28 protein-coding genes are annotated in these 24,963 nt (G+C 62.9%); 25 read left to right on the top strand and 3 right to left on the bottom strand.

Annotation, left to right across the window (positions count from 1 at the left end; all coding sequences use genetic code 11):
- Nucleotides 1-317: 317 nt before the first annotated feature.
- The 6 genes from rplJ to P9228_RS17630 all read left to right on the top strand — a co-directional run bounded on the left by rplJ (nt 318) and on the right by P9228_RS17630 (nt 11,916).
- Nucleotides 318-836, top strand: coding sequence for a 50S ribosomal protein L10 (rplJ, locus tag P9228_RS17655; RefSeq protein WP_278054579.1), 519 nt, complete (start codon nt 318-320; stop codon nt 834-836).
- 54 nt (nt 837-890) lie between these two features.
- Complete coding sequence (gene rplL, locus P9228_RS17650; RefSeq protein WP_066989581.1) at nt 891-1,271, top strand: 50S ribosomal protein L7/L12; 381 nt, start codon at nt 891-893, stop codon at nt 1,269-1,271.
- A 265-nt stretch (nt 1,272-1,536) separates the two neighbouring features.
- Complete coding sequence (rpoB, locus tag P9228_RS17645; RefSeq protein WP_278054576.1) at nt 1,537-5,673, top strand: DNA-directed RNA polymerase subunit beta; 4,137 nt, start codon at nt 1,537-1,539, stop codon at nt 5,671-5,673.
- Between the two features lie 146 nt (nt 5,674-5,819).
- Nucleotides 5,820-10,016, top strand: coding sequence for a DNA-directed RNA polymerase subunit beta' (gene rpoC, locus P9228_RS17640; RefSeq protein ID WP_066989905.1), 4,197 nt, complete (start codon nt 5,820-5,822; stop codon nt 10,014-10,016).
- Between the two features lie 76 nt (nt 10,017-10,092).
- Complete coding sequence (locus P9228_RS17635) at nt 10,093-10,758, top strand: O-methyltransferase (RefSeq protein WP_278054575.1); 666 nt, start codon at nt 10,093-10,095, stop codon at nt 10,756-10,758.
- A 75-nt stretch (nt 10,759-10,833) separates the two neighbouring features.
- Nucleotides 10,834-11,916: a WG repeat-containing protein gene (locus P9228_RS17630; RefSeq protein ID WP_278054573.1), complete on the top strand. Its 1,083-nt coding sequence runs from the start codon at nt 10,834-10,836 to the stop codon at nt 11,914-11,916.
- Nucleotides 11,917-11,934: 18 nt separating this feature from the next.
- Here P9228_RS17630 and P9228_RS17625 read toward each other — a convergent pair whose 3' ends face one another.
- The 3 genes from P9228_RS17625 to P9228_RS17615 form a co-directional block, all read right to left on the bottom strand.
- On the bottom strand, nt 11,935-12,864 hold the full coding sequence (locus P9228_RS17625; RefSeq protein WP_278054571.1) for a Gfo/Idh/MocA family oxidoreductase: 930 nt from the start codon (nt 12,862-12,864) through the stop codon (nt 11,935-11,937).
- A 98-nt stretch (nt 12,865-12,962) separates the two neighbouring features.
- Nucleotides 12,963-13,244: a transcriptional regulator gene (locus P9228_RS17620; RefSeq protein ID WP_066989908.1), complete on the bottom strand. Its 282-nt coding sequence runs from the start codon at nt 13,242-13,244 to the stop codon at nt 12,963-12,965.
- Nucleotides 13,245-13,330: 86 nt separating this feature from the next.
- On the bottom strand, nt 13,331-13,570 hold the full coding sequence (locus tag P9228_RS17615; protein ID WP_164747370.1) for a hypothetical protein: 240 nt from the start codon (nt 13,568-13,570) through the stop codon (nt 13,331-13,333).
- A gap of 138 nt (nt 13,571-13,708) precedes the next feature.
- On the opposite strand from P9228_RS17615, the gene rpsL reads away from it, so the two are divergent.
- The 19 genes from rpsL to rpsN all read left to right on the top strand — a co-directional run bounded on the left by rpsL (nt 13,709) and on the right by rpsN (nt 24,956).
- Complete coding sequence (gene rpsL, locus P9228_RS17610; protein ID WP_006202128.1) at nt 13,709-14,080, top strand: 30S ribosomal protein S12; 372 nt, start codon at nt 13,709-13,711, stop codon at nt 14,078-14,080.
- A gap of 62 nt (nt 14,081-14,142) precedes the next feature.
- Nucleotides 14,143-14,613 carry a 30S ribosomal protein S7 gene (rpsG, locus tag P9228_RS17605; protein WP_041003106.1) on the top strand — a complete coding sequence of 157 codons (471 nt, stop codon included), beginning with the start codon at nt 14,143-14,145 and terminating at the stop codon, nt 14,611-14,613.
- A gap of 29 nt (nt 14,614-14,642) precedes the next feature.
- On the top strand, nt 14,643-16,733 hold the full coding sequence (gene fusA, locus P9228_RS17600; RefSeq protein WP_278054568.1) for an elongation factor G: 2,091 nt from the start codon (nt 14,643-14,645) through the stop codon (nt 16,731-16,733).
- Between the two features lie 101 nt (nt 16,734-16,834).
- The gene (gene tuf / locus P9228_RS17595) at nt 16,835-18,010 is read left to right on the top strand and encodes an elongation factor Tu (RefSeq protein WP_066989565.1); all 1,176 of its coding nucleotides are present in this window, start codon (nt 16,835-16,837) and stop codon (nt 18,008-18,010) included.
- 66 nt (nt 18,011-18,076) lie between these two features.
- A complete protein-coding gene (gene rpsJ / locus P9228_RS17590) occupies nt 18,077-18,385 on the top strand; it encodes a 30S ribosomal protein S10 (RefSeq protein ID WP_006205468.1) in 309 nt (102 codons plus the stop codon).
- Nucleotides 18,386-18,479: 94 nt separating this feature from the next.
- A complete protein-coding gene (gene rplC, locus P9228_RS17585; RefSeq protein WP_067321479.1) occupies nt 18,480-19,196 on the top strand; it encodes a 50S ribosomal protein L3 in 717 nt (238 codons plus the stop codon).
- The gene (rplD, locus tag P9228_RS17580; RefSeq protein WP_278054566.1) at nt 19,196-19,816 is read left to right on the top strand and encodes a 50S ribosomal protein L4; all 621 of its coding nucleotides are present in this window, start codon (nt 19,196-19,198) and stop codon (nt 19,814-19,816) included. Before rplC ends, rplD begins: the two co-directional genes overlap by 1 nt.
- Nucleotides 19,813-20,106: a 50S ribosomal protein L23 gene (locus P9228_RS17575; protein ID WP_278054565.1), complete on the top strand. Its 294-nt coding sequence runs from the start codon at nt 19,813-19,815 to the stop codon at nt 20,104-20,106. Before rplD ends, P9228_RS17575 begins: the two co-directional genes overlap by 4 nt.
- 22 nt (nt 20,107-20,128) lie before the next feature.
- Nucleotides 20,129-20,962 (top strand): 50S ribosomal protein L2, encoded by an 834-nt coding sequence (gene rplB / locus P9228_RS17570; protein WP_040970375.1) that lies wholly within the window; start codon nt 20,129-20,131, stop codon nt 20,960-20,962.
- A gap of 16 nt (nt 20,963-20,978) precedes the next feature.
- On the top strand, nt 20,979-21,257 hold the full coding sequence (rpsS, locus tag P9228_RS17565) for a 30S ribosomal protein S19 (RefSeq protein ID WP_006205463.1): 279 nt from the start codon (nt 20,979-20,981) through the stop codon (nt 21,255-21,257).
- A 2-nt stretch (nt 21,258-21,259) separates the two neighbouring features.
- Nucleotides 21,260-21,649: a 50S ribosomal protein L22 gene (gene rplV / locus P9228_RS17560; RefSeq protein WP_066989594.1), complete on the top strand. Its 390-nt coding sequence runs from the start codon at nt 21,260-21,262 to the stop codon at nt 21,647-21,649.
- Complete coding sequence (gene rpsC, locus P9228_RS17555; protein ID WP_066989596.1) at nt 21,649-22,371, top strand: 30S ribosomal protein S3; 723 nt, start codon at nt 21,649-21,651, stop codon at nt 22,369-22,371. Before rplV ends, rpsC begins: the two co-directional genes overlap by 1 nt.
- A 27-nt stretch (nt 22,372-22,398) precedes the next feature.
- Nucleotides 22,399-22,812 (top strand): 50S ribosomal protein L16, encoded by a 414-nt coding sequence (gene rplP / locus P9228_RS17550; RefSeq protein ID WP_027170364.1) that lies wholly within the window; start codon nt 22,399-22,401, stop codon nt 22,810-22,812.
- A 12-nt stretch (nt 22,813-22,824) separates the two neighbouring features.
- On the top strand, nt 22,825-23,025 hold the full coding sequence (rpmC, locus tag P9228_RS17545; RefSeq protein WP_278054556.1) for a 50S ribosomal protein L29: 201 nt from the start codon (nt 22,825-22,827) through the stop codon (nt 23,023-23,025).
- A gap of 11 nt (nt 23,026-23,036) precedes the next feature.
- On the top strand, nt 23,037-23,276 hold the full coding sequence (gene rpsQ / locus P9228_RS17540; RefSeq protein ID WP_040970380.1) for a 30S ribosomal protein S17: 240 nt from the start codon (nt 23,037-23,039) through the stop codon (nt 23,274-23,276).
- A gap of 81 nt (nt 23,277-23,357) precedes the next feature.
- Nucleotides 23,358-23,726 (top strand): 50S ribosomal protein L14, encoded by a 369-nt coding sequence (gene rplN / locus P9228_RS17535; protein ID WP_006205457.1) that lies wholly within the window; start codon nt 23,358-23,360, stop codon nt 23,724-23,726.
- A gap of 12 nt (nt 23,727-23,738) precedes the next feature.
- Nucleotides 23,739-24,053: a 50S ribosomal protein L24 gene (gene rplX, locus P9228_RS17530; protein ID WP_059188493.1), complete on the top strand. Its 315-nt coding sequence runs from the start codon at nt 23,739-23,741 to the stop codon at nt 24,051-24,053.
- The gene (gene rplE, locus P9228_RS17525) at nt 24,046-24,624 is read left to right on the top strand and encodes a 50S ribosomal protein L5 (protein ID WP_095777622.1); all 579 of its coding nucleotides are present in this window, start codon (nt 24,046-24,048) and stop codon (nt 24,622-24,624) included. Before rplX ends, rplE begins: the two co-directional genes overlap by 8 nt.
- 26 nt (nt 24,625-24,650) lie before the next feature.
- Nucleotides 24,651-24,956, top strand: a complete 306-nt coding sequence (rpsN, locus tag P9228_RS17520; RefSeq protein WP_059188495.1) for a 30S ribosomal protein S14 — start codon at nt 24,651-24,653, stop codon at nt 24,954-24,956.
- The last annotated feature ends 7 nt before the right edge of the window (nt 24,957-24,963 follow it).

Raw genomic sequence — 24,963 nt, 5'->3', positions numbered from 1 at the left:
CGTCGGCGGCCCGGTACCCCGGAAGCCGAAAGGTTTCCGGATATCCTGTCCGAGATTGCAGGCGGCCCAAAAGCCTTAATTCACTTGGGCCTGCATGAGACGGGTGAAGACCCGACAAAGGAGCGACAAGCTCCAATGAAAGGTTCGAACCGTGTTTGCCTTTTGTCAGCACATCGCCGGCTTGCCGTCGGTGGGCGAAAAGGGGGCAGGATCCTCGAGCGCCGTTCGGGAGATCCACGATTAGGATGGCCCGGCCGGCAAAAGGCAACCCGACTTCTGACCTCGAGAATGAGGCAGGGGTCAACTGGAGATAGGCAGTGGACAGAGCGGAAAAGCGCGAACTCGTCACGGGCCTGAACGAAGCGTTCTCGAGCGCGGGTTCAGTCGTCGTGGCCCACTACGCCGGTATCACCGTGGCGCAAATGAACGACCTCCGGTCGAAGATGCGCGCCGCCGGCGGCACCGTCAAAGTCGCGAAGAACCGTCTCGCCAAGATCGCTCTTCAGGGCACGGACTCCGCATCGATCGTCGATCTGTTCAAGGGACAGACGCTATTCGCTTATTCGGAGGATCCGGTTGCGGCGCCGAAGGTCACGTCCGATTTCGCCAAGGGGAATGACAAGCTGATCATTCTCGGCGGCGCGATGGGCTCGACCTCGCTCAACGCCGATGGTGTCAAGGCGCTCGCCACGATGCCGTCGCTCGACGAGCTGCGCGCCAAGCTGGTTGGCATGATCGCCACGCCGGCTACCCGGATCGCCCAGATCGTCAATGCGCCCGCGGCTTCGGTCGCGCGCGTCATCGGCGCTTACGCCCGGAAGGACGAGGCGGCATGAGGCCGTTCCTCGCTGTCAACAACACACGTTCGAACCAACCAAAGGAATATCAAAATGGCTGATCTCGCGAAGATCGTAGACGACCTTTCGAAGCTGACCGTCCTCGAGGCGGCCGAGCTGTCGAAGCTCCTGGAAGAGAAGTGGGGCGTTTCGGCTGCTGCTCCGGTGGCGGTTGCCGCTGCTGGCGGTGGCGCTGCCGCTGCTGCTGCTCCGGCTGAAGAGAAGACGGAATTCGACGTCGTTCTCGCCGACGCCGGCGCCCAGAAGATCAACGTCATTAAGGAAGTCCGCGCCATCACCGGCCTTGGCCTCAAGGAAGCCAAGGACCTGGTCGAGGCCGCTCCGAAGCCGGTCAAGGAAGGCGTTTCCAAGGCCGATGCCGACAAGTTCAAGGCTCAGCTGGAAGCAGCTGGCGCCAAGGTCGAGCTGAAGTAAGCCTTATGGTTGAGGGCGGACGGCCTCGCGCCGGCCGCCCCCTCCCTTGATGAAAGGGAGGCTTCGTTGCGCGAGACGTTTGAAAACCTCTTTCCTGAGGGCCGGAAGCGGCCTTCAGGAAACGGGTTTTCTCCCGTTTTTACCGGCAGCCGCCAAGCAATTGGAACGGCGGCCGGAAAACAGACAGGGGCGGCCGGCGAGCGGCCCGTTGGTGCAAGGCGAACCGCGGCGAGGTTCGCCCCGAGTTTTGAGCTAAGGAGCGACGATGGCCCAGACCCAGACTTTCAATGGCCGCAGACGCGTACGCAAGTTCTTCGGGAAGATCCCGGAAGTTGCGGAGATGCCGAACCTGATCGAGGTTCAGAAGGCATCCTATGACCAGTTCCTGATGGTGGACGAGCCCAAGGGCGGGCGTCCGGACGAGGGGCTGCAGGCTGTTTTCAAGTCGGTCTTCCCGATCTCCGATTTTTCCGGCTCCTCGATGCTGGAATTCGTGAAGTATGAGTTCGAAGGACCGAAATTCGACGTCGACGAATGCCGTCAGCGCGACCTGACCTATGCTGCGCCGCTGAAGGTGACGCTGCGCCTCATCGTGTTCGATATCGACGAGGATACCGGCGCGAAGTCGATCAAGGATATCAAGGAGCAGGACGTATATATGGGCGATATGCCGCTCATGACGTCGAACGGCACCTTCATCGTCAACGGCACCGAGCGCGTCATCGTCTCGCAGATGCACCGTTCGCCGGGCGTCTTCTTCGACCACGACAAGGGCAAGTCGCACTCCTCGGGCAAGCTTCTGTTTGCCGCGCGCGTCATCCCTTATCGCGGCTCGTGGCTCGACATCGAGTTCGACTCCAAGGACGTCGTCCACGCCCGCATCGACCGCCGCCGCAAGATCCCGGTGACGTCGCTGCTGATGGCGCTCGGCATGGACGGCGAAGAGATCCTGTCGACCTTCTACAACAAGATCACCTACAAGCGCGCCGGCGACCACTGGCGCATCCCGTTCAACGTCGAGCGTTTCCGCGGCCTCAAGGCTGTCGGCGACCTGGTCGACGCCGACACGGGCGAGATCGTCGTCGAGGCCGGCAAGAAGATCACCGCCCGCCAGGCCCGCCAGCTCGGCGAAAAGGGTCTCAAGGCGATCAAGGCGACCGACGAGGACCTGCTCGGCAACTACCTGGCCGAGGACATCGTCAACTACGCCACCGGCGAGATCTTCCTCGAGGCCGGCGACGAGATCGACGAGAAGACGCTGAAGGTGCTGCTCGGCACCGGCGAGGACGAGATCCAGATCCTCGACATCGACCACGTCAATGTCGGCGCCTACATCCGCAACACGCTCGCCGTCGACAAGAACGAGAGCCGCCAGGACGCGCTGTTCGACATCTACCGCGTCATGCGTCCGGGCGAGCCGCCGACGCTCGAGACCGCCGAAGCCATGTTCAACTCGCTGTTCTTCGACAGCGAGCGCTATGACCTGTCGGCTGTCGGCCGCGTCAAGATGAACATGCGCCTCGAGCTCAAGGCCGAGGACACCGTGCGCGTGCTGCGCAAGGAAGACATCCTGGCCGTGGTCAAGACGCTGGTCGAGCTGCGCGACGGCAAGGGCGAGATCGACGACATCGACAATCTCGGCAACCGCCGCGTCCGCTCGGTCGGCGAGCTGATGGAGAACCAGTACCGCGTCGGCCTGCTGCGCATGGAGCGCGCGATCAAGGAGCGTATGTCCTCGATCGAGATCGACACGGTCATGCCGCAGGACCTGATCAACGCCAAGCCGGCGGCCGCCGCCGTGCGCGAGTTCTTCGGCTCCTCGCAGCTGTCGCAGTTCATGGACCAGACCAACCCGCTGTCGGAGATCACCCACAAGCGTCGCCTGTCGGCGCTTGGACCGGGCGGTCTGACCCGCGAGCGCGCCGGCTTCGAGGTGCGCGACGTGCATCCGACGCATTACGGCCGCATCTGCCCGATCGAGACGCCGGAAGGCCCGAATATCGGTCTGATCAACTCGCTCGCCACCTTCGCGCGCGTCAACAAGTACGGCTTCATCGAGAGCCCGTACCGCAAGATCGTCAACGGCAAGCTGACCAATGAAGTCGTCTATCTGTCGGCGATGGAGGAGGCCAAGCACCACGTCGCGCAGGCCAACGCCGAGCTCGACAAGAACGGCAGCTTCGTCGACGAGTTCGTCATCTGCCGCAACGCCGGCGAGGTGATGATGGCGCCGCGCGAGAACGTCGACCTGATGGACGTGTCGCCGAAGCAGATGGTGTCGGTGGCCGCGGCCCTCATCCCGTTCCTCGAGAACGACGACGCCAACCGCGCGCTGATGGGCTCGAACATGCAGCGTCAGGCCGTGCCGCTGGTGCGCGCCGAGGCGCCGTTCGTCGGCACCGGCATGGAGCCAGTCGTCGCCCGTGACTCAGGCGCCGCCATCGGCGCCCGCCGCGGCGGCGTGGTCGACCAGGTGGACGCCACCCGTATCGTTATCCGCGCCACCGAAGATCTCGACCCGGGCAAGTCCGGCGTCGACATCTACCGGCTGATGAAGTTCCAGCGTTCGAACCAGAACACCTGCATCAACCAGCGTCCGCTGGTGCGTGTCGGCGACCGGGTGAACAAGGGCGACATCATCGCCGACGGTCCCTCGACCGAGCTCGGCGATCTGGCGCTCGGCCGCAACGTGCTGGTCGCGTTCATGCCGTGGAACGGCTACAACTACGAGGACTCGATCCTGCTCTCCGAGCGCATCGTGGCCGACGACGTCTTCACCTCGATCCACATCGAGGAGTTCGAGGTCATGGCCCGCGACACCAAGCTCGGACCGGAGGAGATCACGCGCGACATTCCGAACGTCTCGGAGGAAGCGCTGAAGAACCTCGACGAGGCCGGCATCGTCTATATCGGCGCGGAAGTGCAGCCGGGCGACATCCTGGTCGGCAAGATCACGCCGAAGGGCGAAAGCCCGATGACGCCGGAAGAGAAGCTCCTGCGCGCCATCTTCGGCGAAAAGGCCTCGGACGTTCGCGACACCTCAATGCGCATGCCTCCGGGTACCTTCGGCACGGTCGTCGAAGTGCGCGTCTTCAACCGCCACGGCGTGGAGAAGGACGAGCGCGCCATGGCGATCGAGCGCGAGGAGATCGAGCGTCTAGCCAAGGACCGCGACGATGAGCAGGCGATCCTCGACCGCAACGTCTATTCGCGCCTGTCGGACATGCTGGTCGGCAAGCAAGCGATTGCCGGGCCGAAGGGCTTCAAGAAGGGCTCGAAGCTGTCGAAGGACACGCTCGACGAGTATCCGCGCTCGCAGTGGTGGCAGTTCGCCGTGGAGAACGAAAAGCTGCAGAGCGAGCTGGAAGCCCTGCGCGGCCAGTACGACGACTCCAAGAAGGCGCTCGAGCAGCGCTTCATGGACAAGGTCGAGAAGGTGCAGCGCGGCGACGAGATGCCTCCGGGCGTCATGAAGATGGTCAAGGTCTTCGTGGCGGTGAAGCGCAAGATGCAGCCGGGCGACAAGATGGCCGGCCGTCACGGCAACAAGGGCGTGGTGTCGCGCATCGTTCCGGTCGAGGACATGCCTTTCCTCGAGGACGGCACGCATGCCGATATCGTGCTCAACCCGCTGGGTGTGCCGAGCCGCATGAATGTCGGCCAGATCCTGGAAACGCATCTGGGCTGGGCCTGCGCCGGCATGGGCAGGAAGATCGGCGAGCTGATCGACGCCTACAAGGCTGGCGGCGACATCAAGCCGCTGCGCAAGACGCTGGAAAGCTTCATGCCTTCCAACGACCGCAACGAGCCGGTCCGCGACTATGACGACGAGAGCATCATTCGCCTGAGCGAACAGATGCGCCGCGGCGTCTCCATCGCGACTCCGGTGTTCGACGGCGCGCACGAAGCCGACATCAACACCATGCTGCAGCAGGCGGGCCTGCACACCAGCGGTCAGTCGCAGCTTTATGACGGCCGCACCGGCGAGCCGTTCGATCGCAAGGTGACGATGGGCTACATCTATATGCTCAAGCTTCACCACCTGGTGGACGACAAGATCCACGCGCGCTCGATCGGCCCGTACTCGCTCGTCACCCAGCAGCCGCTGGGCGGCAAGGCGCAGTTCGGCGGCCAGCGCTTCGGCGAAATGGAGGTCTGGGCGCTGGAAGCCTACGGCGCCGCTTATACGCTGCAGGAGATGCTGACGGTGAAGTCGGATGACGTTGCCGGACGCACCAAGGTCTACGAGGCAATCGTGCGCGGCGACGATACGTTCGAAGCCGGCATTCCCGAGAGCTTCAACGTTCTCGTCAAGGAGATGCGCTCCCTCGGCCTCAATGTCGAACTGGAGAACACCAAGTTCGAAGACGCTGCCGTGCGGCTGCCCGATGCTGCCGAATAACGGCGCGGCCGAATAAGGGTAATGGCGCGCCGCGAAACGACGCGGCGCGCCCAACAAATTCTCGGCCGGTCAGGCCGGTCAGTCTGCGGGCATTCGGCCCGCGCTCGATGCAAGGGGTTTTCGAGGACCCCGAAAAGGAGAACGGCATGAACCAAGAGGTCATGAATCTCTTCAACCCCCAGGCGCCTGCGCAGGTGTTCGATTCCATCCGGATCTCGCTCGCCAGCCCTGAGAAGATTCTGTCCTGGTCGTTCGGTGAGATCAAAAAGCCGGAGACCATCAACTACCGCACCTTCAAGCCGGAGCGTGACGGTCTGTTCTGCGCGCGCATTTTTGGTCCGATCAAGGACTACGAGTGCCTGTGCGGCAAGTACAAGCGCATGAAGTACAAGGGCGTCATCTGCGAGAAGTGCGGCGTCGAAGTCACGCTGTCGCGCGTCCGCCGCGAGCGCATGGGCCATATCGAGCTCGCCGCCCCCGTCGCCCATATCTGGTTCCTGAAGTCGCTGCCTTCGCGCATCGGCACGCTGCTCGACATGACGCTGAAGGATATCGAGCGCGTCCTCTACTTCGAGAACTACATCGTCACCGAGCCTGGCCTCACCGCGCTGAAGGAGCACCAACTGCTCAGCGAGGAAGAGTACATGCTGGCCGTCGACGAGTATGGCGAAGACTCTTTCACCGCCATGATCGGCGCCGAGGCCATCCATGACCTGTTGGCCGGCATGGATCTGGAGAAGATCGCCGGCGACCTGCGCTCGGAGCTGGCTTCGACCTCGTCCGAGCTCAAGCAGAAGAAGCTTCTGAAGCGGCTCAAGGTCGTCGAGAACTTCATGGAATCCGGCAACCGTCCGGAATGGATGATCATGAAGGTCGTTCCGGTGATCCCGCCGGACCTGCGCCCGCTGGTCCCGCTGGACGGCGGCCGCTTCGCCACGTCCGACCTCAACGACCTCTATCGCCGCGTCATCAACCGCAACAATCGCTTGAAGCGGCTGATCGAGCTGCGCGCGCCCGGCATCATCGTGCGCAATGAAAAGCGCATGCTGCAGGAGGCCGTCGACGCGCTGTTCGACAACGGCCGCCGCGGGCGCGTCATCACCGGCGCCAACAAGCGTCCGCTGAAGTCGCTATCCGACATGCTCAAGGGCAAGCAGGGCCGGTTCCGCCAGAACCTGCTCGGCAAGCGTGTCGACTATTCCGGCCGCTCGGTCATCGTGACCGGTCCGGAACTCAAGCTGCATCAGTGCGGCCTGCCGAAGAAGATGGCGCTGGAGCTGTTCAAGCCTTTCATCTACGCCCGCCTCGACGCCAAGGGTTTCTCCTCGACCGTCAAGCAGGCGAAGAAGCTGGTCGAGAAGGAGCGTCCGGAGGTCTGGGATATCCTCGACGAGGTTATCCGCGAGCATCCGGTGCTCTTGAACCGCGCGCCGACGCTGCACCGCCTCGGCATCCAGGCGTTCGAGCCGATCCTGATCGAAGGCAAGGCGATCCAGCTGCATCCGCTGGTCTGCACGGCCTTCAATGCCGACTTCGACGGCGACCAGATGGCGGTCCATGTGCCGCTGTCCCTGGAAGCGCAGCTCGAAGCGCGCGTGCTGATGATGTCGACCAACAACATCCTGCACCCGGCCTCCGGCGCGCCGATCATCGTGCCGTCGCAGGACATGGTTCTCGGTCTCTACTATCTGTCGATCGTCAACCAGAACGAGCCGGGCGAAGGCATGGTGTTCGCCGACATGGGCGAGCTCCAGCATGCGCTGGAGACCAAGGCGGTGACCCTGCACGCCAAGATCAAGGGCCGCTTCCGCACCGTCGATGCCGAAGGCAAGACGGTGTCGAAGATCTATGAAACCACGCCCGGCCGCATGATCATCGGCGAGCTTCTGCCGAAGAACGTCAACGTACCGTACGACATCGCCAACCAGGAGATGACCAAGAAGAACATCTCCAAGATGATCGACACCGTCTACCGCCACTGCGGGCAGAAGGAGACGGTCATCTTCTGCGACCGCATCATGGCTCTCGGCTTTGCGCATGCCTGCCGCGCCGGCATTTCGTTCGGCAAGGACGACATGGTGATTCCGGACACCAAGCTGAAGCTGGTCTCCGATACCGAGGCTTTGGCCAAGGAGTACGAGCAGCAGTACAATGACGGCCTGATCACGCAGGGCGAGAAGTACAACAAGGTGGTCGACGCCTGGGCCAAGTGCTCGGAGAAGGTCGCCGACGAGATGATGGCCCGCATCAAGGCGGTCGAGTTCGAGGAAAACGGCCGTCAGAAGCCGATGAACTCGATCTATATGATGTCGCATTCGGGTGCGCGCGGCTCGCCCACCCAGATGCGCCAGCTCGCCGGCATGCGCGGCCTGATGGCCAAGCCTTCGGGCGAGATCATCGAGACGCCGATCATCTCGAACTTCAAGGAAGGCCTCACCGTGCTCGAGTACTTCAACTCGACCCACGGCGCCCGCAAGGGTCTGGCCGACACCGCCTTGAAGACGGCGAACTCGGGGTACCTGACCCGCCGTCTGGTCGACGTGGCGCAGGACTGCATCGTCAATTCGCTGGATTGCGGCACCGACAAGGGCCTCACCATGCAGCCGATCGTCGATGCCGGCCAGATCGTCGCCTCGGTCGGTCAGCGCGTGCTCGGCCGCACGGCGCTCGACGACATCAACCACCCGGTCTCCGGCGAAGTCCTGGTCAAGGCCGGCAAGCTGATGGACGAGCGTGACGTGGAGCAGATCGAGAAGGCCGGCGTCCAGTCGGTCCGCATCCGCTCGGCGCTGACCTGCGAGGTCAGGACCGGCGTCTGCGCGGTCTGCTACGGTCGCGATCTTGCCCGCGGCACGCCCGTCAACCAGGGCGAGGCCGTCGGCGTCATCGCGGCGCAGTCGATCGGCGAGCCGGGCACCCAGCTCACCATGCGCACCTTCCACATGGGCGGCACCGCGCAGGTGGTGGATTCTTCGTTCCTTGAAGCCTCCTATGAGGGCAAGGTCGAGATCCGCAACCGCAACGTGGTGCGCAACTCCGAAGGCCAGCAGATGGTGATGGGCCGCAACATGGCGGTTCTGATCCTCGACGAGGCCGGCAAGGAACGCGCCACGCACCGCGTCGCCTACGGCTCGCGCATCTTCGTGGATGACGGCGACAAGGTGAAGCGCGGGCAGCGCATCGCCGAGTGGGATCCTTACACCCGCCCGATCCTCACCGAAATCGAGGGCAAGGTGGCGTTCGAGGATCTGGTCGACGGCATCTCCGTTCAGGAGACGGCCGACGAGTCGACCGGCATCACCAAGCGTGAGGTCATCGACTGGCGTTCGACGCCGCGCGGCAGCGACCTGAAGCCGGCGATTGTCGTGCAGGACGCCAAGGGCAAGGTGGGCAAGCTGTCGAAGGGCGGCGATGCTCGCTTCCTGCTCTCGGTCGAGGCCATTCTCTCGGTCGAGCCGGGCGCGCATGTCCGTCCGGGCGACGTGCTTGCGCGTATCCCGATGGAAAGCGCCAAGACCAAGGACATCACCGGCGGTCTGCCGCGGGTGGCCGAACTGTTCGAGGCTCGCCGTCCGAAGGATCACGCCATCATCGCCGAGATCGATGGCACGGTCCGCTTCGGCCGCGACTACAAGAACAAGCGCCGCATCATCATCGAGCCGCACGACTCGACGCTGGAGCCGGTCGAGTACCTGATCCCGAAGGGCAAGCCGTTCCATCTGCAGGACGGCGACGTCATCGAGAAGGGCGACTACATCCTCGACGGCAACCCGGCGCCGCACGACATCCTGGCGATCAAGGGCGTGGAGGCGCTTGCGTCCTACCTCGTCAACGAGATCCAGGAGGTCTACCGCCTGCAGGGCGTGTCGATCAACGACAAGCACATCGAGGTGATCGTTCGCCAGATGCTGCAGAAGGTCGAGATCACCACGCAGGGCGACTCGACCTACATTCCGGGCGACCACGTCGACGTGATCGAGCTGGAAGAGGTCAACGAGCGGCTGATCGAGGACGGCAAGAAGCCGGCCGAAGGCCAGCCGGTGCTGCTCGGCATCACCAAGGCCTCGCTGCAGACGCCGTCCTTCATCTCGGCCGCCTCCTTCCAGGAGACGACCAGGGTGCTGACGGAAGCCGCGGTCGCCGGTAAGACCGACATGCTGCAGGGTCTGAAGGAGAACGTCATCGTCGGCCGCCTGATCCCGGCCGGCACGGGCGGCACGATGAGCCAAATAAGGCGCATCGCCACCTCGCGCGACGAGCTCATCATCGACGAGCGCCGCAAGGCTTCGGGTGTCGAGGTCGCCGAGCCGATGCTGACCAACATGGTCAACGCCGCGCAGTAAGCGTGGATGCAATGAGAGAAAGAAAAGGGGCCCGCGTGGCCCCTTTTTTCATTCGGGTTATGAACGAGGAAAAACCATGAGCGCCAGGACCTGGACGGCTGTCGACAACTACATCGTCTCCTCTCTTTTCGATGCGGATCCCACGCTTGACGCGGTGCTTGCGGCCAACCGCGAGCAGGGCCTGCCGGCGATCGACGTCTCGGCCGCGCAGGGCAAATTGCTTTCGCTTCTGGTGCGGATTCGCGGCGCAAGGAAGGTGCTCGAGATCGGCACGCTCGGTGGTTACTCGACCATCTGGATGGCAAGGGGCCTGCCTGCCGATGGCAGAGTAGTGACGCTGGAGCTTGAGCCGCACCATGCCAAGGTCGCGCGTTCGAACTTCGAGCGGGCAGGGGTTTCCGACAAGGTGGATCTGCGGCTCGGGCCAGCTCTTCAATCGCTTGCAGCCTTGGTCAGCGAAAATGCCGGTCCGTTCGACCTGATCTTCATCGACGCCGACAAGCCGAACAACCCGAATTATCTCAGCTGGGCCATGCGGCTGTCGCGCTCCGGAACGGTGATAGTCTGCGACAACGTCATCCGCGACGGCGCCGTGCTGAAGGACGACGGCCGCGACGAAAACGTCGTCGGCGCCCGCGCGGCGCTCTCATTCATCGGGCAGGAGCAGCGGCTGGACGGCACCGCCATCCAGACCGTCGGCGCCAAGGGCTATGACGGCTTTGCGATAGCGATCGTCGATTGAGCATGTGGGCGGCCAGCGCATTGCAATTTGATACGAGAAACCGCTAAGCTTTTTTTGGTCCGACTGGAATTGGTCATGGTCACTTTCCAAAGCCATCAAGAGTTGTGGCCATTGCGCTCTGAGTCAAATGGCAAGACCGGATACATCGATCGCAATGGCGATTGGGCCATCAAGCCAACATTTGATAAGGCTACCTGTTTCCACAGCTGCAGAGCCGGCGCACTTCTGGGCGATCGCTGGGGAGTTCTGAACAAGCAAGGCGATTGGTTGGCTGCTCCGAGGGCAACAAACGCGCTGAACACGTACGGGGAAGGCCCGGTGCGTGCGCAGGTGGCTGGAAAATGGGGCCTTATCGACGATGCGGGAAACTGGATCATCAAGCCGCAGTTCTCGTCCATGTCATGGTTTTCGTCAGGCCTCTGCAGCGTCATTCTTGAGGGAAGGTACGGCTGCGTAAATTTTGCCGGGAATTGGGTCATTCCGCCCGTCTACGGGATGATCGGCGCGTTCTATGGCGGCGAGGCAATCGCAAAACTCTCAAACGGCCTCTTTGGCTGCCTCGACGCCAGCGGTAGCTGGAATGTTCCGCCGGCCTTCAGAAGCCTTTCAGTACGTGATCCTGTGAGCGGGCTTGCCGCTGCCGGCGTCATGACTGATACCCGGGGATATCTTGAGGGCTATATCGACCAAGATGCGAAATGGGCTATCGAGCCAAAGTTTCATCGCGCGGGGCGCTTCTCCGACGGATTTGCGTGTGCACAACGGGGCGACCCCGGCGATGACATCATTCTCGAACACGAACGATGGGGTTTTATTGACAGTACGGGCGCGTGGATCATAGAGCCGGGTTTCCAAGGCGCGCTCCAGTGCTCCGCAGGCGTGGCTCCCGTCGAGTACCACGATCGATTTGGCTTCCTGGATATGCAAGGCGTGTGGGTGTTTGAGCCGGTTCTCGACGTCGCCTGGCCGCTATTCAATGGTCTTGCCCAGGCCAAGCTCAATGGGAAGTATGGTTTCCTCGATCGTTCGATGAACTGGATCATCAAACCAATTTACGACAAGGCTGAAGACTTCGGAAACCTGATTCGTGTCGAACTCGGCGGCCATGAAATGTACATCGATCGACTTGGCAGCAACCTGAATGGCTCCGCAGCCTGACGCCCGATCGTTACTGGTTCAATCGAAGAAAGGCTCGACCACATTGCGCTTGCCGAGCATGAAGGCGTCGGCGACGTGCTGGAGCGGGGCCAGGTCGACGTCGCAGATGCCGGCGCGGACAATCTCGGCGAAACGCTTGTAGAGCATCGGATATTCGGCTTCCGGCTCGTCATGGATGATCTTGCCGTCGACGGCGAGCTTTGCGCCGCCGCCCGAAAGCACCACCTTCCCCTTGTCGGTCTCGGCCAGGATGTCCCAGCTCTGCGGACCGCTCTGCAGCCAATCGAGCTCCATCGTCACCGGGAGCCCGTTCGAGGTGCGGAAGGTGACATGCGCCGCGACCGGCGAGGCGCGATTCTCGGGGAAGTCGAGCACGGCCGAGGTGATGAACATCGGCGGCAGGATGTGGGTGGCGATCGATAGCGCGTTGATGCCGGGATCGAACACGCCGAAACCGCCCGGCGCCCAGATCCATTCCTGGTTCGGGTGCCAGCGGCGCACGTCTTCCTTCCAGTTGATCGCCGCCGAGTCGATTCTGGCCGAAGCCAGGAAGGCGCGCGCGGCCTCGACCGCCGGCGCGTAGCGCGAATGCCAGCTGGCGAAAAGCGAAACGCCTTTCTTCGCGGCAATCGCCTTCAGGTGCTCGACCTCGCTGACGGTGGCGCCCGGCGGCTTCTCCATGAAGACGTGCTTTCCGGCCTCGAGCGCGGTGCGCGCGGCGTCATAGCGGAACTGCGGCGGCATGCAGAGCGAGACGGCTTCCAGGCCCGGCTCGGCCTCGAGCATCGCCTCGATCGTCGGATAGTTCGGGATGCCGTCCACCTTGCCATGGCGGCTGGCGGCGGCCGCAAGCCGATAACTGCTGTCCTTGGCCAGTGCCGGAAGATGCTGGTCGCGGACGATCTTTCCCACGCCGACGATACCGATCCTGATGGGGTTGCTGGTCATTGGGACTCCGAGGGATGGAAGAAGTAGGTGTTCTTAGGCAGGACAACGGTGCCCGGCAAGCCTGGAACGTAACGGATCGCGAGATTGCGATTTCGGGATCAGCTCGGCTCGTCGAAGGTAACGATCGAGACTTCGCCCTCCAGTGCGCCCTGATAGGCGGACAGATGCGGCTCTTCGTCGGGGGTGCCTTCCATGTCGCCGATCTGGTCGAGCTCGGCTTCGGCGAATCCTTCGGCGGCGAGCGATTCGAGCGCGCGGCGCACGGCAGAATCATCGTCGGGCGCGACCAGCATCACATGCACGCCTTCCGGCTTGCCGCCCTTTCGCCGCCACACCCGGCCGGTGATGATGGTGACCGGGCGCTCCTCGTTGTCGTTCACGGGCTGATTCCTCCGGAAGCGTGGAGTTTTGCCATTCATACCGCCTTACTTGCACGAAGCCGGCCGAGATGACAGGCGAAAGCCGGTCACTTTCTTTCCTTGCTCTTGAAAAAAGACGCAAGAAAATTACATGCTTTTTCCGCATGGCTGCCAAGCTCCGGATCGGGCGCAATATTTGCCGTTCCGGGGTTGACGGATAGGGGGCTTGCGAGTAGAAGCCGCCACGTCAGAACCGATGTGAGACTTGCTTTTCCGAGGCGACGCGCCTTGGAGTTTGCCTCAAACAGGGTTCGTTTTACGAGCGAAAAGACATCTCCGGCGCGCATGAAGCGGCTTCCGCTTCCTCTGTAATTTGTTCGGGCAGGACCGCGAGGCGCGGTGTGTTGCCCGAATTCGCGTATGGAAATGACGCTTTGAGCGGCCCTGACAGGGCAAGACACGGAATTGAGAGACAAGAGGGTTTAATGCCTACCGTCAACCAGCTGATCCGCAAGCCGCGCCTGGCGCCGGTGAAGCGCAACAAGGTCCCGGCCATGCAGCAGAACCCGCAGAAGCGGGGCGTCTGCACGCGCGTCTACACGACGACGCCGAAGAAGCCGAACTCGGCGCTGCGCAAGGTGGCCAAGATCCGTCTGACCAATGGTTTCGAAGTGATCGGCTACATCCCGGGCGAAGGCCATAACCTTCAGGAGCACTCGGTGGTCATGATCCGTGGCGGCCGCGTCAAGGATCTGCCGGGCGTCCGCTATCACATCATCCGCGGCGTGCTCGACACGCAGGGTGTGAAGAACCGCAAGCAGCGCCGTTCGAAATACGGTGCCAAGCGTCCGAAGTAAGGGTTTCCGGCTTCGGCGCTTTTTTTGACTGCGCCGTGCCACGAGATTGAGAGACAAGAGCCATGTCCCGTCGTCACAGTGCAGAAAAGCGTGAGATCAATCCGGACCCCAAGTTCGGCGATCTGGTCGTCACCAAGTTCATGAACGCCGTCATGTATGACGGCAAGAAGTCGGTTGCCGAGACCATCGTCTACGGCGCGCTGGACCAGGTCCAGGCCAAGACCAAGCAGGAGCCGGTCGCTGTCTTCCACCAGGCGCTCGACAATGTCGCGCCGCATGTGGAAGTGCGTTCGCGTCGCGTCGGCGGCGCCACCTACCAGGTTCCGGTGGACGTGCGCCCCGAGCGCCGCCAGGCGCTGGCCATCCGCTGGCTGATTGCCGCCGCACGCAACCGCAACGAGACCACGATGGTCGACCGCCTCTCGGGCGAGCTGATGGACGCGGCCAACAACCGCGGCACGGCCGTCAAGAAGCGTGAAGACACCCACAAGATGGCGGAAGCCAACCGCGCCTTCGCGCACTACCGCTGGTAAAGCGCGAACGAGACTGAGAGGCACCTCCCATGGCCCGCGAATACAAAATCGAAGACTACCGCAATTTCGGTATCATGGCGCATATCGACGCCGGCAAGACGACGACGACCGAGCGCGTCCTGTACTACACGGGCAAGTCGCACAAGATCGGCGAAGTCCATGACGGCGCTGCCACCATGGACTGGATGGAGCAGGAGCAGGAACGCGGCATCACCATCACCTCTGCCGCGACCACGACCTTCTGGAAGGGTCGTGACGGCAAGATGCGCCGCTTCAACATCATCGACACTCCCGGACACGTCGACTTCACCATCGAGGTCGAGCGTTCGCTGCGCGTGCTCGACGGCGCCATCGCGCTGCTCGATGCCAACGCCGGCGTCGAGCCGCAGACCGAGACCGTGTGGCGCCAGGCCGACAAGTACCACGTGCCGCGCATGATCTTCTGCAACAAGATGGACAAGATCGGCGCCGATTTCTACCGCTCGGTGGAAATGATCGGCTCGCGCCTCGGCGCGCAGGCCGTCGTCATGCAACTGCCGATCGGCGCCGAGACCGAGTTCAAGGGCGTCGTCGACCTCGTCGAAATGAACGCGCTTGTCTGGCGCGACGAGACGCTGGGCGCTGCCTGGGACGTCGTCGAGATCCCGGCCGACCTCAAGGACAAGGCCGCTCAGTATCGCGAGAAGATGATCGAGGCCGCCGTCGAGATGGACGAGACCGCGCTCGAGAATTACCTCGAAGGCAACATGCCGTCGAACGACGAGATCCGCGCGCTGATCCGCAAGGGCACCATCGCGGTCAAGTTCTTCCCGATGTTCTGCGGCTCGGCCTTCAAGAACAAGGGCGTGCAGCCGCTGCTGGACGCCGTTGTCGAATACCTGCCGTCGCCGATCGACGTGCCGGCCATCAAGGGTGTCGACGCCAAGACCGACGCCGAGATCGAGCGTCATGCCGACGACAACGAGCCGCTGTCGATGCTGGCGTTCAAGATCATGAACGACCCGTTCGTCGGCTCGCTGACCTTCGCTCGTATTTATTCGGGCAAGCTCACCAAGGGCACCTCGCTCGACAACACCGTGAAGGGCAAGAAGGAGCGCATCGGCCGCATGCTGCAGATGCATGCGAATTCGCGTGCCGATATCGAGGAAGCCTATGCCGGCGACATCGTCGCGCTGGCCGGCCTCAAGGACACGACGACCGGCGACACGCTCTGCGATCCGCTGCATCCGGTCATCCTCGAGCGCATGGAATTCCCCGATCCGGTCATCCAGATCGCCATCGAGCCGAAGACCAAGAACGACCAGGAAAAGATGGGCCTCGCGCTGCATCGCTTGGCTGCCGAGGATCCGTCCTTCCGCGTCAAGACCGACGAGGAAAGCGGCCAAACCATCATCGCCGGCATGGGCGAGCTGCATCTCGACATTATCGTCGACCGCATGCGCCGCGAATTCAAGGTGGAAGCCAATGTCGGCGCTCCGCAGGTGGCCTATCGCGAGACGATCACCCGCACCCACGAGCAGGACTACACGCACAAGAAGCAGACGGGCGGCACCGGCCAGTTCGCTCGCGTCAAGATCCTGTTCGAGCCGAACACTGAGAGCGAAGAGTTCCTGTTCGAGTCCAAGATCGTCGGCGGCGCGGTGCCGAAGGAATACATCCCCGGCGTCGAGAAGGGTATCCAGAGCGTCATGGGTTCCGGCCCGTTTGCCGGCTTCCCGATGATCGGCGTCAAGGCAACGCTGATCGACGGCGCCTTCCACGACGTCGACTCCTCGGTGCTGGCGTTCGAAATCGCCTCCCGCGCCTGCTTCAAGGAAGCCGCACCTCGGCTTGGTGTGCAACTCCTGGAGCCGATCATGAAGGTCGAGGTCGTGACGCCGGAAGACTATGTCGGCGGCGTTATCGGCGACCTCAACGGCCGTCGCGGCCAGATCCAGGGCCAGGAAGCGCGCGGCGTGGCCGTCGTCATTAACGCGATGGTGCCTTTGGCCAACATGTTCAAGTACGTCGACAATCTGCGTTCGATGTCGCAGGGCCGCGCCCAGTACACGATGCAGTTCGACCATTACGAACCGGTCCCTACGGCGGTGGCCCAGGAAGTCCAGAAAAAGTACGCGTGAGAATGCCTGTGCCACCGGAACCGCGGCTCTTACGCGTTTCCGGTTCGGCTGGAGCGAATATCAATTTCCCCGAGCGGGATGAGTAAAGACGGAGAAATACAGTGGCAAAAGGTAAATTCGAGCGCACCAAGCCGCATGTGAACATTGGCACGATCGGCCACGTCGATCATGGCAAGACGTCGCTGACGGCGGCGATCACGAAGTATTTTGGCGAATACAAGCGCTATGACCAGATCGACGCGGCGCCGGAAGAGAAGGCGCGCGGCATCACCATCTCGACGGCGCATGTCGAGTACGAGACGGCCAACCGTCACTACGCCCATGTCGACTGCCCCGGCCATGCCGACTATGTGAAGAACATGATCACCGGCGCCGCGCAGATGGACGGCGCGATCCTGGTGGTTTCGGCCGCCGACGGCCCGATGCCGCAGACCCGCGAGCACATCCTTTTGGCCCGCCAGGTCGGCGTGCCCTCGATCGTGGTGTTCCTGAACAAGGTCGACCAGGTCGACGACGCCGAGCTGCTCGAGCTGGTCGAGCTCGAGGTTCGCGAGCTGTTGACCAAGAACGAGTTCCCCGGCGACGACATTCCGATCGTCAAGGGTTCGGCGCTGGCAGCACTTGAGGATTCGAACAAGACCATCGGCGAGGACGCCATCCGCGAGCTGATGGCGCAGGTCGACGCCTATATCCCGACGCCGGTCCGTCCGCTGGACAAGCCGTTCCTGATGCCGATCGAGGACGTGTTCTCGATCTCGGGCCGCGGCACGGTCGTGACCGGCCGCGTCGAGCGCGGCGTGGTCAAGGTCGGCGAGGAATTGGAGATCGTCGGCATCCGTCCGACGGCCAAGACCACCTGCACGGGCGTGGAGATGTTCCGCAAGCTGCTCGACCAGGGCCAGGCCGGCGACAACATCGGCGCGCTGTTGCGCGGCATCGACCGCGAGGGTGTCGAGCGCGGCCAGGTTCTGGCCAAGCCGGGTTCGGTGAAGCCGCACAAGAAGTTCGTGGCCGAAGCCTACATCCTGACCAAGGACGAGGGCGGCCGTCACACGCCGTTCTTCACCAACTACCGGCCGCAGTTCTACTTCCGCACCACCGACGTGACCGGCATCGTGACGCTGCCGGCCGGCACCGAGATGGTGATGCCCGGCGACAACATCACCGTCGATGTCGAGCTGATCGTGCCGATCGCGATGGAAGAGAAGCTGCGCTTCGCCATCCGTGAAGGCGGCCGCACCGTCGGTGCCGGCATCGTCGTCACCATCAAAGAATAATTGGACGAAACGGATCTGTCGCGGGCGCGGGGCTGCCCGCGCCGCGCCAGAACAAGGAATTGACGCATGAACGGACAGAATATCCGCATCCGCCTTAAGGCGTTTGACCACCGGGTGCTCGACGCCTCGACGCGCGAAATCGTGTCGACCGCCAAGCGCACCGGCGCCAACGTCCGCGGCCCCATTCCGCTGCCGACGCGGATCGAAAAGTTCACGGTCAACCGGTCGCCTCACGTCGACAAGAAGAGCCGCGAGCAGTTCGAGATGCGCACCCACAAGCGGCTGCTCGACATCGTCGACCCGACCCCGCAGACGGTTGATGCTCTGATGAAGCTCGATCTGGCCGCCGGTGTCGACGTCGAGATCAAGCTCTAAGGAACAAGAGGGCGGGGCGACCCGGAACTCTGAAGGAAGCAAGAGGCGTGGAGGGGCGTCAGCCCCGACAGGGAACTCTAAAGGAATTGAACCGATGCGTTCAGGTGTGATTGCAAAGAAGGTGGGAATGACCCGCATCTATAACGATGCCGGGGAACACGTTCCCGTCACCGTTCTCCAGATGGAGAACTGCCAGGTCGTGGCGCAGCGCACGCAGGAGAAGAACGGCTACACCGCCGTCCAGCTCGGCGTTGGCCTTGCCAAGGTGAAGAACACGTCGAAGGCGATGCGCGGCCATTTCGCTGCCGCCTCCGTCGAGCCAAAGGCGAAGCTCGCCGAGTTCCGCGTCTCCGCCGACAACATGATCGACGTCGGCGCCGAGCTCACCGTCGAGCACTTCGTCGCCGGCCAGAAGGTCGACGTGACGGGCACCTCGACCGGCAAGGGTTTCCAGGGCGTGATCAAGCGGCACAACATGGGTGGCGGCCGCGCCACGCACGGTAACTCGGTCTCGCACCGCACGCACGGCTCGACCGGTCAGCGCCAGGACCCCGGTAAGGTGTTCAAAGGCAAGAAGATGGCCGGCCACATGGGCGACGTCCGCGTCACCACCCAGAATGTCGAGGTCGTCTCGACCGATGCCGACCGCGGCCTGATCCTGATCCGCGGCGCCGTCCCGGGAGTGAAGGGCGCCTGGATCCTGGTCCGTGACGCGGCCAAGGTTGCACTGCCGGCCAACGCGCCGAAGCCAGCTGCGATCCGTGCCGCTGCCGCCAAGAACGATGCCCCGGCCAATGAGGGAGCGGAATAATGGACCTCAAGATCACAACCCTCGGCGGCAAGGACGCTGGCAAGGTAAAGCTCTCCGAGGAGATCTTCGGCCTTGACCCGCGTGAGGACATCCTGCAGCGCGTCGTGCGCTGGCAGCTGGCCAAGAAGCAGCAGGGCACGCACAAGGCCAAGGGCCGCGCCGAGATCGCGCGCACCGGCGCCAAGATGTACAAGCAGAAGGGTACGGGCCGCGCCCGTCACCATTCGGCTCGGGCTCCGCAGTTCCGCGGCGGTGGCAAGGCGCACGGCCCGGTCGTGCGCAGCCATGAGCACGAGCTTCCGAAGAAGGTGCGCGCGCTGGGCTTGAAGCACGCTCTCTCGGCCAAGGCCAAGAGCGCTTCGCTGATCATCGTCGACGAGCTGAAGCTCGCCGAAGCCAAGACCAAGGCGCTGGTAGCGAGCCTCGAGACGCTCGGGCTCACCAATGCCCTGGTGATCGGCGGCGCCGAGCTTGACCAGAACTTCAAGCTGGCGGCGACCAACATCCCCAACATCGACGTGCTGCCGATCCAGGGCATCAACGTCTACGACATTCTGCGCCGCGGCACGCTGGTCCTTTCGAGGGCCGCCGTCGAGGCTCTCGAGGAGCGCTTCAAATGACCGACTTCCGTCACTACGACGTGATCGTCTCGCCGGCGATCACCGAAAAGTCGACCATGGCTTCCGAGCAGAACCAGGTCGTCTTCAATGTCGCCAAGAAGGCGTCGAAGCCGGAAATCAAGGCCGCCGTGGAAGCTCTCTTCGGGGTCAAGGTTACGGCCGTGAACACGCTCGTCCGTAAGGGCAAGATCAAGCGCTTCCGCGGCACGGTTGGCCGCCAGGGCGACGTCAAGAAGGCGGTTGTGACGCTGGCCGACGGCCAGTCGATCGACGTCGCGACGGGTCTCTGAGCAAGGCCGCGAGGACAGGACAATGGCACTCAAGAAATTCAACCCGGTAACGCCGAGCACCCGTCAGCTGGTCATCGTCGACCGCTCGGGCCTCTACAAGGGCAAGCCCGTCAAGGGCCTGACCGAAGGCCTGACCAAGTCGGGCGGCCGCAATAATTACGGCCGCATCACGGCCCGCTTCATCGGCGGCGGTCACAAGCGTTCGTACCGCATCATCGACTTCAAGCGTAAGAAGTACGACGTCGTCGGCACGGTCGAGCGCATCGAATACGATCCGAACCGCACCGCCTTCATCGCGCTGATCAAGTATGACGACGGCGAGCTGTCCTACATCCTGGCGCCGCAGCGTCTGGCTGCCGGCGACAAGATCGTGGCCGGCGAAGCGGTCGACGTGAAGCCGGGCAACGCGATGCCGCTGGCCTCGATGCCGGTCGGCACGATCGTCCACAATATTGAGCTGAAGCCGGGCAAGGGCGGCCAAGTCGCCCGCTCGGCGGGCGGTTACGCCCAGCTCGTCGGCCGCGACCAGGGCATGGCGATCCTGCGCCTCAACTCGGGCGAGCAGCGCGTCGTGCACGGCTCGTGCATGGCCACCGTCGGCGCCGTGTCGAACCCCGATCACGGCAACATCAACGACGGCAAGGCCGGCCGCACGGTGTGGCGTGGCAAGCGCCCGCACAATCGCGGCGTGGCCATGAACCCGGTCGATCATCCGCACGGTGGTGGCGAAGGCCGCACCTCGGGTGGCCGTCACCCGGTTTCGCCCTGGGGCAAGCCGACCAAGGGCAAGAAGACGCGGTCCAACAAGGCGACCGACAAGTTCATCGTGCGCTCGCGCCATCAGCGCAAGAGCTAAGAAGAGGTAACGCCAAGTGACTCGTTCGATTTGGAAAGGCCCCTTCATCGACGGCTACCTTCTCAAGAAGGTGGACAAGGTTCGTGAAGGCGGTCGCAATGAGGTGATCAAGATGTGGAGCCGTCGCTCCACCATCCTGCCGCAGTTCGTCGGCTTCACCTTCGGTGTCTACAACGGCCAGAAGCACGTTCCCGTCTCGGTGAACGAGGACATGGTCGGCCACAAGTTCGGTGAATTCGCTCCGACCCGGACCTATTACGGTCATGGCGCGGATAAGAAGGCGAAGAGGAAATAATCATGGGCAAGGCCAAAGCTCCGCGCAGGCTTGCTGACAACGAGGCGCGCGCCGTTCTGCGCACCATCCGTATCAGCCCGCAGAAGCTGAACCTGGTTGCCGCGCTGATCCGCGGCAAGAAGGTCGCGACAGCGCTTTCCGACCTCGAATTCTCGGCCAAGCGGATTTCCGGCACGGTCAAGAAGACGCTGGAGTCGGCGATCGCCAACGCGGAAAACAACCACGACCTTGATGTCGACGCACTGATCGTATCGGAAGCCTATGTCGGCAAGTCGATCGTCATGAAGCGTTTCCACGCGCGTGGCCGTGGTCGCGCCAGCCGTATCGAAAAGCCGTTCTCGCACCTCACGATCGTCGTTCGTGAAGTCGAGGAAAAAGGGGAGGCCGCATAATGGGCCAGAAAGTCAATCCGATCGGGCTGCGTCTCGGCATCAACCGCACCTGGGATTCGCGCTGGTTTGCGAACACCGGCGAATACGGTCAGCTGCTGCATGAAGACATCAAGATCCGTAAGTATCTTGAGAAGGAACTCAAGCAGGCCGCGATCTCCAAGGTCGTGATCGAGCGTCCGCACAAGAAGTGCCGCGTCACCATCCATGCCGCGCGTCCGGGCCTGATCATCGGCAAGAAGGGCGCCGACATCGAGAAGCTCCGCAGGAAGCTGATGGAGATGACGAAGTCCGAGACGCACCTCAACATCGTTGAAGTGCGCAAGCCCGAAATCGACGCCACGCTGATCGCCCAGTCGATCGCCCAGCAACTCGAGCGCCGCATCGCGTTCCGTCGCGCCATGAAGCGCGCCGTTCAGTCGGCCATGCGTCTCGGCGCCGAAGGCATCCGCATCAACTGCTCCGGCCGTCTCGGCGGCGCCGAAATCGCGCGCATGGAGTGGTACCGAGAAGGCCGCGTGCCGCTCCACACGCTGCGCGCCGATGTCGACTACGGCACGGCCGAGGCGAACACGGCGTACGGCATCTGCGGCGTCAAGGTGTGGGTGTTCAAGGGCGAGATCCTCGAGCACGACCCGATGGCGTCGGAGCGTCGCGCCACGGAAGGCGATCACGGCGGTCAGACCGGCGAGCGTGAGCGCGGTCGCCGTCGCGAGAACGCCTGAGAAATTTGAGAATTTGGAGTTAGAACGATGCTGCAGCCAAAGCGCACAAAGTTCCGCAAGCAGTTCAAGGGCCGTATCCACGGTACCGCCAAGGGCGGCACCAATCTGGATTTCGGCGGTTTCGGGCTGAAGGCGCTTGAGCCGAACCGCGTCACCGCGCGCGAGATCGAGGCGGCCCGCCGCGCGATCACCCGCGAGATGAAGCGCGCCGGCCGCGTCTGGATCCGGGTGTTCCCGGATCTGCCGGTCACCTCGAAGCCGACCGAAGTGCGCATGGGTAAGGGCAAGGGCGCCGTCGACTACTGGGCGGCGCGCGTCAAGCCTGGCCGCATCATGTTCGAGATCGACGGCGTCAGCGAAGAAACTGCGCGTGAGGCGCTGCGTCTCGGCGCCGCCAAGCTCTCGGTCAAGACGCGCTTCGTGCAGCGCATCGCAGAATAAGGACAGGCGATCATGAAAGCCGAAGATATCCGGACCAAGACCCAGGATCAGCTGGCCGACGACCTGGCCGCCCTCAAGAAGGAGCAGTTCAATCTGCGCTTCCAGAAGGCCACCGGCCAGCTCGAGAAGACCGCACGCGTGAAGCAGGTCCGCAGGGACATCGCGCGCATCAAGACCATCGCCGCGCAAAAAGCCGCGGCCAAGAAGGCTTAAGGACGAGAACCATGCCAAAGCGCATCCTGCAGGGCACCGTCGTCAGCGACAAGAACGAGAAGACGGTCGTCGTCAAGGTCGAGCGGCGCTTCACGCATCCCGTGATGAAGAAGACCGTGCGCCTGACCAAGAAGTACAAGGCGCATGACGAGAACAACGCCCACAAGGTCGGCGACCAGGTGTTCATCCAGGAATCGAAGCCGATCTCCAAGGACAAGCGCTGGGTCGTCATCACCGCGGATCAGGCTTGATCCGGGCGAACGAAACGAATTTTGGACAGACCGGGGAGGGGTGAAAGCCCGTCCCGTTAGAAAAGAAGAAGGCGGCCAGTCATGATTCAGATGCAAACAAACCTCGACGTCGCGGACAATTCCGGCGCCCGTCGTGTCATGTGCATCAAGGTGCTGGGCGGTTCGAAGCGGAAGTATGCCTCCGTCGGCGACATCATCGTGGTGTCGATCAAGGAAGCCATCCCGCGCGGCCGCGTTAAGAAGGGCGATGTGATGAAGGCGGTCGTGGTTCGCACGGCCAAGGACATCCGCCGTCCGGACGGCAGCGTGATCCGTTTCGACAAGAACGCGGCCGTTCTCGTCGACAACAAGAAAGAGCCGATCGGCACACGTATCTTCGGGCCGGTTCCGCGCGAGCTTCGCGCCAAGAACCACATGAAGATCATCTCGCTCGCGCCTGAAGTGCTGTAAGGAGCCGGACCCATGCAAAAGATCAGAAAAGGCGACAAGGTCGTCGTGCTTGCCGGCAAGGACAAGGGCCGTTCGGGCGAAGTCCTATCGGTGCAGCCGAAGGAAGACACCGCGCTGGTCCGCGGCGTGAACCTCATTCGCCGTCACCAGAAGCAGACCCAGTCCCAAGAGGGCGGGATCATCACCAAGGAAGCGCCGATCCACCTGTCGAACATCGCGCTGGCCGACCCCAAGGACGGCAAGCCGACCCGCGTCGGCTTCGCCATCCAGAAGGACGGCAAGAAGGTGCGCGTCGCCAAGCGTTCGGGAGAAGTCATCAATGGCTAAGGCTGAAACCAAGCAGGCAGCTGCCAAGAACGAGCCGCGCCTCAAGAAGGTCTATCAGGAGACCATCCGCAAGGCGCTGCAGGAGCAGTTCGGCTACGACAACGAGATGCAGGTTCCGCGCATCGACAAGATCGTGCTGAACATGGGTGTCGGCGAAGCGACCGGCGATTCCAAGAAGCCCTCGGTCGCGGCCGAGGACCTCGCGCTGATCGCCGGCCAGAAGGCTGTCGTCACCCGCGCCCGCAACTCGATCGCGGGCTTCAAGGTGCGCGAGAACATGCCGATCGGCGCCAAGGTCACGCTGCGCAAGGAACGCATGTACGAGTTCCTCGACCGCCTCGTGAACATCGCGCTGCCGCGCGTTCGCGACTTCCGCGGACTGAACCCGAAGAGCTTTGACGGCCGTGGCAACTACGCCATGGGCATCAAGGAGCACATCGTGTTCCCGGAGATCAACTACGACAAGGTTGATCAGGTCTGGGGCATGGACGTCATCGTTTGTACGACGGCGAAGACGGATGACGAGGCCAGAGCGCTGCTCAAGGCCTTCAACTTCCCCTTCCGCCAGTAACGGCAGCGAAAAAGGAAAAATCTGAAATGGCAAAGACCAGCTCAGTCGAGAAGAACAACCGGCGCCGCAAGCTTGCCGGTCAGTACGCCGCCAAGCGCAAGGCGCTCAAGGACATCGTCATGGACCAGTCCAAGCCGATGGAAGAGCGTTTCCGCGCCCAGTTGAAGCTTTCGGCGCTGCCGCGCAACTCGGCCAAGATCCGCATCCGCAACCGCTGCGAAGTGACGGGGCGTCCGCGCGCCTACTATCGCAAGCTCAAGCTTTCGCGTATCGCGCTTCGCGATCTGGGCAACAACGGCCAGATCCCGGGCCTGGTCAAGTCGAGCTGGTAAGGAGACA

Source organism: Mesorhizobium sp. WSM4898 (genome assembly GCF_029625845.1).
Taxonomy (GTDB): domain Bacteria; phylum Pseudomonadota; class Alphaproteobacteria; order Rhizobiales; family Rhizobiaceae; genus Mesorhizobium.
The sequence above is the reverse complement of the archived record's forward strand: the minus strand, read 5'-3'. Positions and strand labels throughout refer to the sequence as shown.